Genomic DNA, 13,386 nt, shown 5'->3' with positions numbered 1-13,386 from the left:
AACCGTAAGTTGACGCGCGAGGTGCGTCAACCCGCGGTTGACGATGAGATGGTGTGGCCCCGCCGCACACCCGGATCAGCCCCCGGCGGACGCCCCGTCATGGCCGAGATCGAGCAACTCCTCGTGAAAACCGCCGAAACCACGCGCCGGATCGACGAGATGGATCTCCAGAATCCAGTGACAGCGCTGCCCGGACCCGTCGGTGCGCCGCATCGGAAGGCGACTGCCCGGCGCGATGTACGAGTCGACCTCCGCACCGGCCACCCTCTCGTGCGGGAACTCGCCCACCAGATGCCCCGAGTGCGGACCGCCGAACTCCCAGCCGGCCTCCCGCGCCAGCCGTACGGCCTCGGCGTACAACTCCTCGCCCGTCACCTCCGGATGTGCCGCGAAGTACCGGCGGCCCGCCGCGAACAGCCGCGGCAGATCGTCCCGCAGCCGGTGCTTGACGGGATCGTCGCCGAGCACGAAGGTGCGTCCGAAATCCGCCTCCCACTCGTCGAAGAGCGGCCCGAAGTCGCAGAAGACGATGTCGTCATCGGCGATGACCCGGTCCGGCGGGTTCTCCCGGTAGGGGTGCAGGGTGTTCGGCCCGGCGCGGACGATCCGCTTGTGCCAGAAGCGGCGGATGCCGAACATCTCGTACGCCAGGTCGCGGACCGCGTCGCTCACCGCCCGCTCACCACGCCCAGGCGCCACCAGACCACGCCGCTCCACCTCGCCGAACAGGTCGGCCGCATCGGCCTGGGCCTTCAACAGCGCTGCCGCACGCGCGGATTCGTCCGTCATGCCGCTCAGGCTAGAAGTCCCGCGGCCCGTCGGCACCACGGATTCCGGCCGACGGGCCGCGCCTTCACACCACGTCCAGAAACCGCTCCACGGCCAGGTCGAGGACGGCGCGCGGCTCCTCGGCCCACCACCGGTCGCTGAGGATCTCCACCTCCGCGAGCCCCCGGAACCCGGCCCGCTCCACCCACCCGCGCATCCGCCGCAGATCGATGCAGCCGTCGCCCGGCATGCCGCGGCTGGAGAGCTGCCCCTCGATGGGGGTCACCCAGTCGGACACGTGGAAGCCGAGCAGCTGACCGGCCGCCGCGGCGATCTGCGCTTCCAGATCGTGCTCCCACCACACGTGATACGCGTCGACGATCACCCCGAGCTGCGGATCCCCGATCGCCTGCCGCAGCGCGTTGGCCTCGCGCAGGGACGTGACCGCCGAGCGGTCGGCGGCCATCATCGGATGCAGCGGCTCCACACCGAGCCGCACCCCGGCCGCCCGCGCGTGCCCGAGCACCGCCTCGATGCCCTCCCGGATCATCGTCCGCGAACCGGCGGGATCCCGCCCGGTCACCGGGCCGCACACCAGCACCAGGACGTCCGTGCCCAGCGCCCGCGCCTCGTCGATCGCCCGCAGGTTGTCCGCCACCGCCGCGCGCCGGCCCGCAGCGGTGGGCGCGGTGAACATGCCGCCGCGGCACAGACCGGAGACGGCGAGCCCGGCGTCCGCGATCATCCGCCCCGCCGTCGCCGCCCCGTACGGCGCGATCAGATCCCGCCACGGCGCGATGCCCGCGACCCCCAGCCGCCCCGCCTCACGCAGCAGCGCGGGCAGACCGAGGGCGCGCACGGTGACCGAGTTGATGCTGCAACGGCTCAGCTCCACCGCACTCACCCGATCCCGTGCAGCCGCAGATAGCCGGTCAGCCGCTCCGCCGCCAGCTCGGGTTCGGGCAACAGCCCGATGTCGTCGGCCCGTTCCGCGAGCGCCACCAGATGCAGCAGCCCACGGGCCGACTCCAGACCGCCGAGCATCCGGAAGTGCGACTGGAGCCCCGACAGATACGCCAGCCACGTCACACCCGTCTTGTAGTGGTAGGTCGGCGCCTCGAAGAGCGTCCGGCTCAGCGGGAGAGTGGGCGCGAGGAGCGCGCGGTAGCCGACGCGGTCCCCGCTGCCGAGCCGCCGCAGGGCCTCGGCCGCGTGCGGCGCGAGCGGGCCGAAAGCACCCAGCAGCGCGTCGCTGTGACCGTGCGCATCGCCCTCGATCAGGTCGACGTAGTGCAGGTCGTCACCGGTGTACAGGCGCACCCCCGCGGGCAGTTGGCGGCGCAGCGCCACCTCGCGGGCCGCGTCGAGCAGCGAGACCTTGATGCCGTCGATGCGGTCGGCGTGCCGCTCGATCAGCTCCAGGACCGTGCGCTGCGCCGCGTCGATGTCCGTACTGCCCCAGTATCCGCGCAGCCGCGGGTCGAACGCCTCGCCCAGCCAGTGCAGCACGACGGGCCGCTCGCTGTGCTCGCACAGCCGCCGGTACACGTCGAGGTAGTCCCCGGGGCCGCGGGCGCTCGCCGCCAACTGCCTGCTGGCCATCAGCACGGCACGCCCGCCGAGCCGCTGCACCCGCTCCAACTGCGCGGTGTACGCGGCGCACACCGCGTCCAACGTGCTGTCCCCGGCGGGCAGTTGATCGGTCGTCACCCCAACCAGCACCTCACCGCCCACCTCCGCGGCGGCGGCCAGCGTACGGGCGGTCAGCTCGCCGACGGCATCGGCGGGCAGCCCCGCGCCGCGCTGCGCGGTGTCCATGGCCTCGGCCACCCCGAGACCGAGGCGCCACAGCCGTCGCCGGACCGCCAGGGTCGCCTCCCAGTCGACGGCCCCTCCCGCGGCGCTCGTCCGCAGCGGGTCGGCGACCACATGGGCCGCCGCGTACACCTTGCGGGTGGCGGGCGCGGGCCCGCTGTGCGGGACGGCCGCCGGGGCGCGCAGTCGCCTGCGGTACGTCGATCCATCGGGCCGGGGGAGCAGGACGCTGACGGTCATGGCGAATCCTCCTGGGCGGGTGCCGACGGGATGCCCGCGGGGCCAGAGGCGGCAGCCGCATCATAGGGACGTACCGGCCAGGACCCGAGAGGGCCGGCCGGACCCGTGTGGCGGGCGGGCACCCCGGTGCCGGGGCCGGCGCCAGGACCCGGAGGTATCCTGATCACTGCGGTGCCCACGGGCGCCGCGCGGCGGTGGGGCCCGCCGTACCCGAACCGCGGCGACGACGCCGCCAACGGTCCCTACTTGCGATCAGGCGCGCCCGCAACCGGGCGCTCGGGGCGAGTAGGAGAGATACGTGGTGAAGGCCCGGATTCCCTTGGCGAACGAACCCACCGATCCCGATGTGGATCTCCGTGCGCCCGCGCAGCCGCACCGGACACCGCAGGGGCAGCGCGCGGTGCTCGGCGTGGTGGCGCTCGGCGGCGCGATCGGGGCGAGCGCCCGGTACGGCGCCTCGCTGCTGTGGCCCACCGCCGACGGCGCGTTCCCCTGGACCACCCTGGCCGTCAACGCCACCGGCTGCGCCGTCATCGGCGTGTTCATGGTGCTGATCAGCGACGTGTGGGCGGCCCACCGCCTGGTCCGCCCGTTCTTCGGCACCGGCGTACTCGGCGGCTTCACCACGTTCTCCACCTACGCCGTCGACATCCAGCACCTGCTGACGCACGGACGGGCCGCCACCGCCCTCGCCTATCTGGCGCTCACCCTGGTCACCGCCCTGACCGCGGTGTGGACCGCGGCCACGCTCACCCGCCGCGTCGTGGAGTGGAGGCAGCAGTGAAGACCACAGGACAGGCCCTGCGCGCGACGGTCTTCGTCGGCGAGAGCGACACCTGGCACCACCGGCCCGTCTTCACCGAGATCGTGCACCGCGCGCACGCCGCGGGGCTGGCCGGCGCCTCCGTCTTCCGCGGCGTCGAAGGCTTCGGCGGGCACTCCCTGATCCACACGACCAGACTGCTCTCGCTGAGCGAGGACCTGCCGGTCGCCGTCGTCCTCGTCGACAGCGAGGAGCGGATCCGCGCCTTCCTGCCGCGCCTGGACGAGGTGCTGGGCGACGGCCTGGTGGTCATCGACCCCGTCGAGACCATCCGCTACACCCGCGAGACGCACGGCAAGGAGACGCAGTGAACTGGCTGCTCGTCATCATCGGCGCGGCGGTCGGCGCCCCGCTGCGCTACCTCACCGACCGCACGGTGCAACGCAGGCACGACACCGTGTTCCCCTGGGGCACCTTCACCGTCAACGTCACCGGCTGCCTCATCCTGGGCCTGCTCACCGGCGCGGTGGCGCACGGCGCCGCGTCCTCGCAGGTCCAGCTGCTGCTCGGCACCGGCCTCTGCGGGGCGCTGACCACCTACTCGACGTTCTCGTACGAGACGCTGCGGCTGGCCGAGGACGGCGCCCGCTTCTTCGCGGCGGTGAACGCCGCGGCGAGCCTGGTGGCGGGGCTCGGCGCGGCCTTCGCGGGGGCCGCGCTGGCCGGGGCCCTGTGGGCGGGCTGACGGCGGCCGGGTGCCCCGCAGGGTCACGGCAGTACGCCCGTCACGTTTGGGTAACCTGCCGGAAACCCTTGACGTTTCTCCTGACACGTTCTTAATCTCACTGCTAGTTCGTACTTTGCAGTTCACGTGCTGCGGCGCTTTCCGCAGTGTTTTGACAGGCACAGACATAGACCACCTGTCGGTGGTTTTGTCGTGCCTGTTTTTTGTGCTCTGCACACCGCCGGCGGGTCCTTCCCGAAGGCGGATTCATGGCACAACGTCCGAGCGTCAAAGGCGTCGCCGACGTCGTTGCGCTCATCGATGGGCTGGGGAAGATCTCCGGCCGGGCGCAGATCATCTGGTTCCTCGTGTTCGGCGGGCTGTTCCTCGACGCGTACTCGAACGCCGCGCTGAGTGCGGGGCTCGGACCGATGACGGCCCAGATGGAGCTGTCCAGCACCCAGGTCTCGATCCTCACGGCCACCGCCCCGGCCCTGGCGATCCTCTTCAACCCGGTCGGCGGCTGGCTGGCCACCCGCGTCGGCCGCGTCCCCCCGCTGCTGATCGCGAAGGTCTTCGCCATCGCCGGTGCCCTGCTCGCCGCGTTCGCCGGTGACTTCACCGTCGTCTGGCTCGGCCGGGTCCTGGTGGGCATCGCCTACGGCATCGACTTCGCCGTCGCCATGGCGCTGCTCGCCGAGTACACCCCGGCCAAGATGGGCGGCCGGCTGAACCTCTGGCAGGCCGTCTGGTACGTCGCCACCACCAGCAACCTCGCGCTCGCCCTGGTCTTCTTCCACCTCGACGCCGGTGCGGACATCTGGCGCTGGTCGGTGGGCTCGGCAGGCGTGGTCGCCGCCCTGCTGCTGCTCTTCCAGTGGCTGATGCTGGCCGAGAGCCCCACCTGGCTGGCGAGCAAGGGCCGGCTGGACGAGGCGGTCCGCAACCTGGACACCATCTACCGGATCAAGGCCGTCGCCGGTGCGCCCGACGAGGCCACTCTCGCCGCGACCGCCGCCCCGGCGATCGGGCTGCGCCAGGCCGGGCTGCTCTTCAAGGGCGCCTACCTGCCGCGCACCGTCCTGTCGTCGGTCATCTCGCTCGGCCAGTCGATGCAGTACTTCGCGGTCGGCTGGTACCTCCCGCTGATCAGCCTGTCGATCTTCGGTGAGAGCTTCGAGAAGGCGACCGTCGGCTCGATGGTGTTCAACGCCTTCGGTATCGCGGGCGGGCTGCTCTCCGCGTACGTCGGCCGCCGCATGGGCCTGCGGCTCAGCTCAGCCGCCGGATTCGCCGGGGTGTTCGTCGCCCTCGTGGCGATGGGGCTGACCTTCGAGAAGGTCCCGCTGGCCGTGGCGTTCCTGCTGCCGGTGCTGTTCATCCTCTGCCATGCCGCGGGCCCGGGTGCCAACGGCAAGTCCATCGCCGCGCTCTCGTACAGCAGCGACGTGCGGGCCCTGGGCACCGGCGTCACCGGGATGGTCGGCAGCTTCGGCAGCGTCGTCGGTCTGTACGTCTTCCCGCAGATCAAGGACGCGCTGGGCCTCGCCGACACCTTCCTGGTGCTCTCCGTCGTCCCGCTGCTCGGCATGCTCGTCTGCCTGGCGATCAAGTGGGATCCGACCAAGGACCACGCCGCGCCCGACGCGACGACCGCCGCCGCCGGGGACGGCGCCCCGCAATCCGCGCCCTCACCGGCCGCGCGCTGACCGGCCGCGCCGCCCGCCGCACCCCACGATGGTCCCCCTCCCCCGTACAGCTCGTGATGCTCGCAATGAAAGGGCTGCCATGACGCAGACGTTCCCCGGCGCCGCCGCACGGCGCGGAGTGCTGGCCATCGACGAGGGCACCACGGGCACCCGGGCCGGCGTCGTCCTCGATTCCGGCGCCGCCCACGAGGTGTTCTACCGCGCGATCGAGGTCAGCCACCCGGACGACCGCTCCGTCGAGCAGGACCCGATGGAGATCTGGACCGCCACCCTGGACGTCGCCCGCCGCGCCGTCGCCCGCGCCCACGAGGACGGCATCGAGATCGCCGCGGTCGCCCTCTCCACCCAGCGGGCCACCGCGATGCTGTGGGACAAGGTCACCGGGCGCCCGCTGCTGCCCGCCGTGGTGTGGCAGGACCGGCGGTACGCGCAGGAACTCACCGCCTACGAGGCGGAGTGGGACGCCGTGCTGCTGGCCCGCCAGGGACGGCCGGTCGGCGCCCGCGCCCCGTTCCTCTGGGCCGCCCGGCAGATCGCCGGGCACCCGGAGGTGGCCGCCGCCCACCGCGCGGGCCGGCTGGTCTTCGGCACCGTCGACACCTGGCTGATCTGGCGTCTCACCGGCGGCGCCGTGCATGCCACCACCCCCACCAACGCCGCCTCCACCGGCGGCTACCTGCTCAGCGCGCACGCCTGGGACGAGGAGTGGATCGGCCGCCTCGGCTTCCCCCTCGACCTGCTGCCCGAACTCCGCTCCGACGACGGCGGCTTCGGCACCACCGACCCGGACGCGCTCGGCATCCGCGTCCCGCTGGCCGCCTCCATGGGCGACCAGCACGCCGCCCTGATCGCACTCGGCGGCCTCGCCGCGGGCCAGGGCATGTGCGTGTACGGAACCGGCGCCTTCGTCGACGCCGCGACCGGCACCACACCCGCCCTGCCGCGGCCCGACATCACCGGGGTGCTCGCCCAGCCGGGCAGGCGGCAGGGCGACACCAGCCACTACAGCCTGGAGGCGTACACCTCCACGGCGGGCTCCGCGCTGCGCTGGCTCTGCGACGACCTGGGCCTGTTCGCCTCGCCGAAGGAACTGGGCGAGGAAGCGGGCCGGGTGCCCACCAGGCCGGGACGCACCCCGCGCTTCGTCCCGGCGCTGGCCGGGGTCCGTACGCCGGTCTGGCACCCGGAGGCCACCGCGGCTCTCACCGGACTCACCCTCGCCACCACCCGCGCCGACCTGGCCCGCGCCGTACTCGACGGGATCGCCCACTCGGTGTGCGACCTGATCGACGGGGTCGCCGACACCATGGGTGCGCCCTTCACCCGCCTGAGGATCGGCGGCGGCGTCTCCGGCAGCGATCCGCTGATGCAGATCCAGGCCGACCTGACGGGACTGCCGCTGGAGCGGGTCGCCGACTCCGCCACCGCGAGCCTGCGCGGCACCGCCTACCTGGCCGGTGTCGCCCAGGGCCTGTGGTCCTCGCTCGAAGAGGCCGTCGAGGCACAGCCGCGCGGCCGGATCTTCGAGCCGTCGGTCGACGAGCGGGAGCGGACCGCCCAACGGGCCGACTGGCGCGACCTGTTGGCGGCACATCTCAAGGACCCCGCACTGCAGCCCGACCCACCGCACACCCCCCACTGACGGCCCGTTCCGTCATACGGACGGCCGTCAGGACCCGACCCCGCGGCCGTCGCACCGAAACACCAGGAGTTGATGTTGTGATCACCATGCCCGCCCGGAAGCCGCGGCGCAGCGCCGCGGCGACCCGCCGGACGCCCCTGCTGCTCGACCGCGCGGCGACCAAGCGCCGGCTGGCCGACGACACCTACGACGTGGTCGTGATCGGCGGCGGCATCACCGGTGCGTACGCCGTGCTCGACGCCGCCTCGCGCGGCCTGCGCGCGGCCCTCGTCGAGAAGGACGACTTCGCCTCCGGCACGTCGTCGAAGTCCTCCAAGATGGTGCACGGCGGCCTGCGCTACATCGAGCAGGGCAACGTCAACCTCGTGCGCCACTCGCTCCTGGAGCGCCACCGCTTCCGCAAGAACGCCCCGCACCTGGTGCACCGGCTGCCGTTCCTCTTCCCGATCCTGGAGAAGGAGGGCATCTTCGACGCCCGCCTCGCCAAGGGATTCGAGGGCCTGCTGTGGACGTACGACCTGGTCGGCGGCTGGCGGATCGGCAAGCTCCACCAGCGCCTGACCGTCCCCGAGGTCCTCGCGCAGGCGCCGACGCTGCGCGCGGAGAACCTCAAGGGCGGGCTGATGTACTTCGACGCCCGCACCGACGACGCCCGGCTGGTCCTCACCCTCGTACGGACCGCAGCCGCGCTCGGCGCGACAGTGCTCAACGGCGCCGCGGCCGATGCCCTGCTGGTGCAGCACGGCAAGGCGGCAGGAGCCCGGATCATCGCCGACGGCGACCGCATCGACGTCCGGGCCCGCGCCGTCGTCAACGCCACCGGCGTGTGGGCCGACCAGGTCGACGCGATGGCCGACGACGGGCACCGGCCGCAGGTCCGCCCCGCCAAGGGCGTCCACATCGTGGTGCCGTGGGACAAGGTGCGGATCAACTGCACCGTCACCGTGCCGATCCCCGGCCGGGCCCGCCGCGCGACCTGCACCCGCTGGGGCAACAGCGTCGTCCTGGGCACCACCGACGAGGACTACCAGGGCTCCGTCGACGACGTGCACTGCACCCGCGAGGAGATGAACTTCCTTCTGGAGGGCGCCAACACCGCCTTCGATGGCAAGCTCACCCCGGACGACGTGGTCGGCTCCATCGGCGGCCTGCGCCCGCTGGTCGGCGGCAAGGAGGGCGCCACCCTCGACATGCGCCGCGACCACCACATCACCGTCGGCGCCACCGGCATGGTGACGGTGACCGGCGGCAAGCTCACCACCAGCCGGCACATGGGCGAGCTGGTCGTCGACAAGGTGATGACGGTCCTCGGCCGCAAGGGCGCGAGCCGCACCGCCAAGCTCCCGCTGCTCGGCGGCGCCGGCTACGACGCCGAAGCGGTCGCCGCGTCCGGCGGCATCGCCGCGCACCTGGGCGAGCGCTACGGCACCGAGGCCCGTTTCGTCGGCGACCTGATCGCCGACGACCCCGAGCTGGCCGAGCCGATCGTCGCGGGACTGCCGTACACCAAGGCCGAGGTCGTCTACGCGGCCCGCGCCGAAATGGCCCGCTCCGTCGACGACGTACTGTCCCGCCGGCTGCGCGCCCGCCTGTTCGCCCGGGACGCGTCCGCGGACGCGGCAGCCGCCGTCGGCGCCCTGCTCGGCCGCGAACTGAACCTCACCGAGGACGAGGTGGACCGCTCGGTCGCCGCGTACCTCGCAGACGTCCGTCACGAGAAGACCGTCCTCCTCGAAGGAGCAGCAGCATGATCAGCCGTCAGACCATCACCCACCCGTTCAACCGCGGCAACTACACCATCGGCGCCCCCAGCCGCGCCAAGTGGGCGCAGAACACCCCGATCGGCGACGGCGATGCCGCTCTCCAGGCCGACCCGGTCGAGGTGCCCGTGCCGGTGATCGAGGCGCTGCGCGGCGCCGCGCAGGCCGTGCACACCGCCCGCGACGAGGTCGTCACCCGGACCCGCGACTGGTGGGCCGGATCGATGATCGGCGAGACCGAGGGCCGCCCCGCGACGCCGGACGCCGTGATCGTCGAGGCGGCCGACGCCGACCAGGTCGCCGCCGTCCTGCGGATCTGCCACCAGGCCGGCATCCCGGTCACCCCGTCGGCCGGCCGCTCCAACGTCACCGGCGCGGCGCTGCCCGTCTTCGGCGGCGTCGTCCTGGACGTCTGCGCGCTGAACCGCATCACCGGCTTCGACCCGGTCTCGAACGTGGTCGACGTCGAGGCCGGCATGTTCGGCGACCTCTTCGAGAAGCAGCTCCAGGAGGAGTACGGCGTCACCACGGGCCACTGGCCCTCCGCGTTCGCCGTCTCCACGGTCGGCGGCTGGATCGCCTGCCGCGGCGCGGGCCAGCTCTCCACCCGCTACGGCAAGATCGAGGACATGGTCGTCGGCGTCGACGTCGTGCACGCCGACGGCACCCGCGCCACCTACGGCGACTACGCCCGCGCCGCGGTCGGCCCCGACCTGCGCCAGCTGTTCGTCGGCTCCGAAGGCACCCTCGGCGTCATCGTCTCGGCGCGGCTGCGGGTCCACCCGCTGCCGGAGTACGCGAACGCCGTCGCCTTCGGCTTCGACACCTTCGCGCAGGGCCTCGACGCCTGCCGCGAGATCATGCAGCGCGGCGCCACCCCGGCCGTCCTGCGCCTGTACGACACCCTCGAATCGGGCACCCACTTCGGCCACCCGGAGACCAACCTGCTGCTGATCGCCGACGAGGGCGACCCGGCGATCGTGGACGCCTCGCTGAAGGTGGCGGCCGAGGTGTGCGCCGCGTACGGCCCCGAGCTGGACAGCCAGGCGGTCTTCGCGCGCTGGCTGGACGAGCGGATGCTGGTCGGCAAGTCGTCGGACGGCTTCACCCCCGGCCCCGGGTTCGTCGCCGACACCCTGGAGATGGCCGCGTCCTGGGCCGACCTGCCGGTCATCTACGACGAGGTGGTGACCGCGATCGAGGCGGTGCCCGGCACCCTGGCGGCCTCGGCACACCAGTCCCACGCGTACACCGACGGCGCCTGCGTCTACTTCTCGCTGCGCGGCGACGTGGACCCCGCGGCGCGCCGCGACTGGTACCGCTCGGTCTGGGACGCCGCCAACGCCGTCCTCATCAAGCACCGGGCGGCGCTCAGCCACCACCACGGCTGCGGCCTGCTGCGCGGCCCCTACCTGGAGGAATCCCTCGGCGCCGGCTTCGCGACCTTCGTCGCCGTGAAGCAGGCCCTGGACCCGATCGGCATCCTCAACCCTGGCAAGCTGGGCCTTCCCAGCCGATTCGGTACGTCCCCGCTGCACTGATCCGGGCGGCGCGCACCCTCTCCCTCCCAGGCAGGCCCTTGCCATGAATCACTCCTCCCGGACCGCGCTCGACCCCCGGCTCTCCTCGGTCTTCGCCGAGGTGCCGGTCGTCGCGTCGGTGGTCGGCACCCAGCCGCTGCGGCAGTTCCTGACCGCACCGGCGAAGGTGGGCATCCTCGCGTCGTTCGCCGTGGGGCAGTTGCCCCAGGTCGTGCCGGCGCTGGGCCGGGCGGGGAAGACCGTGTTCGTGAACGTCGACAGCAGCCCCGGTCTCGCGCAGGACCGGGGCGCGCTGGAGTTCCTCAAGAACCTCGGCGCGCACGGTGTGGTGAGCACCCGGCTCTCCCTCATAGAGAAGGGGCGCCCGCTCGGCCTGCTGACCATGATGAAGGTGTTCGTCACCGACCGTTCCAACCTGCGCCGCTCCCTCGACGCGATCTCACGCGGGGCGCCGGACCTGGTCGAGATCATGCCCGCCCCGATCATCGGCCGGATGAGCGCGCAGGCGCAGCGCGCGATGTCCCCCTCGGTCGCCGCGGGTTTCGTGGAATCGCCCGCGGACGTGGCGTTGGCGCTGGCCCTGGGCTCGGCCGCCGCCGCCACGTCCGACCCCCGCCTGTGGCACCTGCGCCGCGACCAGCTGCCGCCGGTCCCGCCGTCCGCACTCAAACGACCCGCACCACCCCAGGAGTGACCCCTGTGACCTACGTCGTCCTAGCCCGCTACCGCACCAGGCCGGATGCGGAGCACACCGTCCTCACCCTCCTCGACGCGATGGCCACCGCCTCCCGCCAGGAGCCCGGCTGCCTCGGCTACCGCGTCCACCAGGGCATCGAGGACCCGCGCGCGGTCGTGCTGTACGAGGAGTACGCCTGTGAGGCCGACTTCACCGCGCACTGCGCCTCCGCCCACTTCCAGGAGATCGTGCTCGGCAAGGTCGTACCGCTGCTGGAGAGCCGCGACGTCCTGCGCTGCGCACCGCGTGCGGAGGTGGCGCAGTGAAGACCCGCGCGGTGGTGCTCCGCGGCACCTCGACCGACCGTCCCTACACCGGCAGCCGCCCCGTCGAGGTGGAGGAGCTGGACCTCGGCGCGCCCCGCCAGGGCGAGGTCCTGGTCCGTATCGCCGCCGCTTCCCTCTGCCACTCGGACCTGTCGGTGGTCAACGGTGACCGGGTGCGCCCGCTGCCGATGGCGCTCGGCCACGAAGCGGTGGGTGTCGTCGAGGAGACCGGGCCAGGCGTCGGCCGGGTCGCGCCGGGCGATCACGTGGCGCTGGTATTCGTCCCCAGCTGCGGCTTCTGCCGGCACTGCGCGGAGGGCAGGCCGGCGCTGTGCGGGCAGGCGGCGGCGGCCAACGGCAGCGGAGCCCTGCTGCACGGGCCCTCACTCCTCACCGACGCCGCGGGCGAGACGGTCCACCACCAGCTGGGTGTCTCCGCCTTCTCCGAATACGCGGTGGTGGCACAGGAATCGGTGGTCCCGATCCCGCGGGACGTCCCCTTCTCGGTGGCCTCCCTGTTCGGCTGCGCGGTCCTGACGGGCGCCGGCGCGGTCATCAACACGGCGGCGCTGCGGCCCGGCCAGGCGACGGTGGTGTACGGCCTGGGCGGCGTGGGCCTGTCCGCGGTGCTGGGCGCCCGCGCGGCGGGGGCCTACCCCGTCATCGCCGTGGACCCGGTACTCGAGAAGCGCGCCCTGGCCCTGCGGCTGGGCGCCACCCACGCCTACGATCCCGCCGACGCCATCGAGGCGATACGTGAACTCACCTCCGGCGGCGCCGAGTTGGCGGTGGAGGCGGTGGGCAGTCCCCAGGTGATGGCCGCGTGCCTGGCGGCGGTGGCCCGCGGCGGCCGGGTCGTCTCGGTCGGCCTGCCCGCCCCCGACCGGGTCCTTGAGGTACCGGCCCTGGCCTTCGCGGGCGAGGGCAAGTCCCTGCTGGGCTCCTACATGGGCGACGCGGTGCCGCGCCGCGACATCCCGCGCTTCCTCGACCTGTGGCGGGCCGGCCTGATGCCGGTGGAGGAGATGCACACCGGCACCCTGCCGCTGACGGACATCAACGACGCCCTGGAGGAACTCGCGTCGGGACGGGCGATCCGCCAAGTCCTCGACACGTCGGGGATGTTGGAGGGGTGAGGGGGGGAGGGTTGGGGGACGGAGAGGGCTGAGGGCCGCGCTCGGACCGTCCGGGGCGGGCGACCCTGGACGGCCCTCTCCGCCTCCGCCCTCTCCGCCCCCTCCGGCCGCGCCCTTGCGTACACATCCGGCCCGGCCCGGCCCGGCCCGGCCCGGCTCGGCGGATACGCCCGCACCCCCGGCGTCGCCACCCTCCGCACGCGCACCGTCACCCGGGTTTCCGGACGCCGCGCACCGGTAACCCGGGGCGGAGGACGCGCCGTCCCCGGCCCCGACCCGAAGGCGG

13 protein-coding genes are annotated in these 13,386 nt (G+C 73.1%); 10 read left to right on the top strand and 3 right to left on the bottom strand.

The window, feature by feature from the left end; translation table 11 throughout:
- Window positions 1-75 precede the first annotated feature (75 nt).
- The 3 genes from ACIBK8_RS14685 to ACIBK8_RS14675 form a co-directional block, all read right to left on the bottom strand.
- Complete coding sequence (locus ACIBK8_RS14685) at window positions 76-789, bottom strand: M24 family metallopeptidase (RefSeq protein WP_399042150.1); 714 nt, start codon at window positions 787-789, stop codon at window positions 76-78.
- Between the two features lie 64 nt (window positions 790-853).
- Window positions 854-1,663 (bottom strand): sugar phosphate isomerase/epimerase family protein, encoded by an 810-nt coding sequence (locus ACIBK8_RS14680; protein WP_399042149.1) that lies wholly within the window; start codon window positions 1,661-1,663, stop codon window positions 854-856.
- A gap of 5 nt (window positions 1,664-1,668) precedes the next feature.
- Complete coding sequence (locus tag ACIBK8_RS14675) at window positions 1,669-2,823, bottom strand: DUF993 family protein (protein ID WP_399042148.1); 1,155 nt, start codon at window positions 2,821-2,823, stop codon at window positions 1,669-1,671.
- Between the two features lie 298 nt (window positions 2,824-3,121).
- Here ACIBK8_RS14675 and crcB (ACIBK8_RS14670) point away from each other — a divergent pair, with 298 nt between their 5' ends.
- The 10 genes from crcB (ACIBK8_RS14670) (at window position 3,122) to ACIBK8_RS14625 (ending at window position 13,100) form a co-directional block, all read left to right on the top strand.
- The gene (crcB, locus tag ACIBK8_RS14670) at window positions 3,122-3,607 is read left to right on the top strand and encodes a fluoride efflux transporter CrcB (protein WP_399042147.1); all 486 of its coding nucleotides are present in this window, start codon (window positions 3,122-3,124) and stop codon (window positions 3,605-3,607) included.
- A complete protein-coding gene (locus ACIBK8_RS14665; protein ID WP_399042146.1) occupies window positions 3,604-3,957 on the top strand; it encodes a DUF190 domain-containing protein in 354 nt (117 codons plus the stop codon). Before crcB (ACIBK8_RS14670) ends, ACIBK8_RS14665 begins: the two co-directional genes overlap by 4 nt.
- A complete protein-coding gene (crcB, locus tag ACIBK8_RS14660) occupies window positions 3,954-4,331 on the top strand; it encodes a fluoride efflux transporter CrcB (RefSeq protein ID WP_399042145.1) in 378 nt (125 codons plus the stop codon). The genes ACIBK8_RS14665 and crcB (ACIBK8_RS14660) overlap by 4 nt, the downstream gene beginning before the upstream one ends.
- Window positions 4,332-4,579: 248 nt before the next feature.
- Window positions 4,580-6,019, top strand: coding sequence for an MFS transporter (locus ACIBK8_RS14655; RefSeq protein WP_399042144.1), 1,440 nt, complete (start codon window positions 4,580-4,582; stop codon window positions 6,017-6,019).
- Window positions 6,020-6,098: 79 nt separating this feature from the next.
- Entirely contained in the window at window positions 6,099-7,661 is a 1,563-nt protein-coding gene (locus ACIBK8_RS14650) for an FGGY family carbohydrate kinase (protein WP_399042143.1), read from the top strand.
- 77 nt (window positions 7,662-7,738) lie between these two features.
- A complete protein-coding gene (locus ACIBK8_RS14645; protein WP_399042142.1) occupies window positions 7,739-9,412 on the top strand; it encodes an FAD-dependent oxidoreductase in 1,674 nt (557 codons plus the stop codon).
- Window positions 9,409-10,962 (top strand): FAD-binding oxidoreductase, encoded by a 1,554-nt coding sequence (locus tag ACIBK8_RS14640; protein WP_399042141.1) that lies wholly within the window; start codon window positions 9,409-9,411, stop codon window positions 10,960-10,962. The genes ACIBK8_RS14645 and ACIBK8_RS14640 overlap by 4 nt, the downstream gene beginning before the upstream one ends.
- Before the next feature lie 43 nt (window positions 10,963-11,005).
- Window positions 11,006-11,656: a glycerol-3-phosphate responsive antiterminator gene (locus ACIBK8_RS14635; RefSeq protein ID WP_399042140.1), complete on the top strand. Its 651-nt coding sequence runs from the start codon at window positions 11,006-11,008 to the stop codon at window positions 11,654-11,656.
- Window positions 11,657-11,661: 5 nt separating this feature from the next.
- Window positions 11,662-11,964: a putative quinol monooxygenase gene (locus ACIBK8_RS14630; RefSeq protein WP_399042139.1), complete on the top strand. Its 303-nt coding sequence runs from the start codon at window positions 11,662-11,664 to the stop codon at window positions 11,962-11,964.
- Window positions 11,961-13,100 (top strand): zinc-binding dehydrogenase, encoded by a 1,140-nt coding sequence (locus tag ACIBK8_RS14625; RefSeq protein ID WP_399042138.1) that lies wholly within the window; start codon window positions 11,961-11,963, stop codon window positions 13,098-13,100. Before ACIBK8_RS14630 ends, ACIBK8_RS14625 begins: the two co-directional genes overlap by 4 nt.
- Window positions 13,101-13,386 lie beyond the last annotated feature (286 nt).

It is taken from the genome of Streptomyces sp. NPDC050161 (genome assembly GCF_044460025.1).
In the GTDB taxonomy this organism is placed as follows: Bacteria; Actinomycetota; Actinomycetes; order Streptomycetales; family Streptomycetaceae; genus Streptomyces.
Note: the sequence above shows the minus strand (reverse complement) of the source record. Positions and strands in the feature narration are given on the sequence as shown.

Excerpts from the sequence above, each read along its gene's own strand:
- ACIBK8_RS14685 (WP_399042150.1), bottom strand. The coding sequence starts at position 789 with ATGACGGACGAATCCGCGCGTGCGGCAGCGCTGTTGAAGGCCCAGGCC.
- ACIBK8_RS14675 (WP_399042148.1), bottom strand. The coding sequence starts at position 2,823 with ATGACCGTCAGCGTCCTGCTCCCCCGGCCCGATGGATCGACGTACCGC.
- ACIBK8_RS14655 (WP_399042144.1), top strand. The coding sequence starts at position 4,580 with ATGGCACAACGTCCGAGCGTCAAAGGCGTCGCCGACGTCGTTGCGCTC.
- ACIBK8_RS14650 (WP_399042143.1), top strand. The coding sequence starts at position 6,099 with ATGACGCAGACGTTCCCCGGCGCCGCCGCACGGCGCGGAGTGCTGGCC.
- ACIBK8_RS14640 (WP_399042141.1), top strand. The coding sequence starts at position 9,409 with ATGATCAGCCGTCAGACCATCACCCACCCGTTCAACCGCGGCAACTAC.
- ACIBK8_RS14635 (WP_399042140.1), top strand. The coding sequence starts at position 11,006 with ATGAATCACTCCTCCCGGACCGCGCTCGACCCCCGGCTCTCCTCGGTC.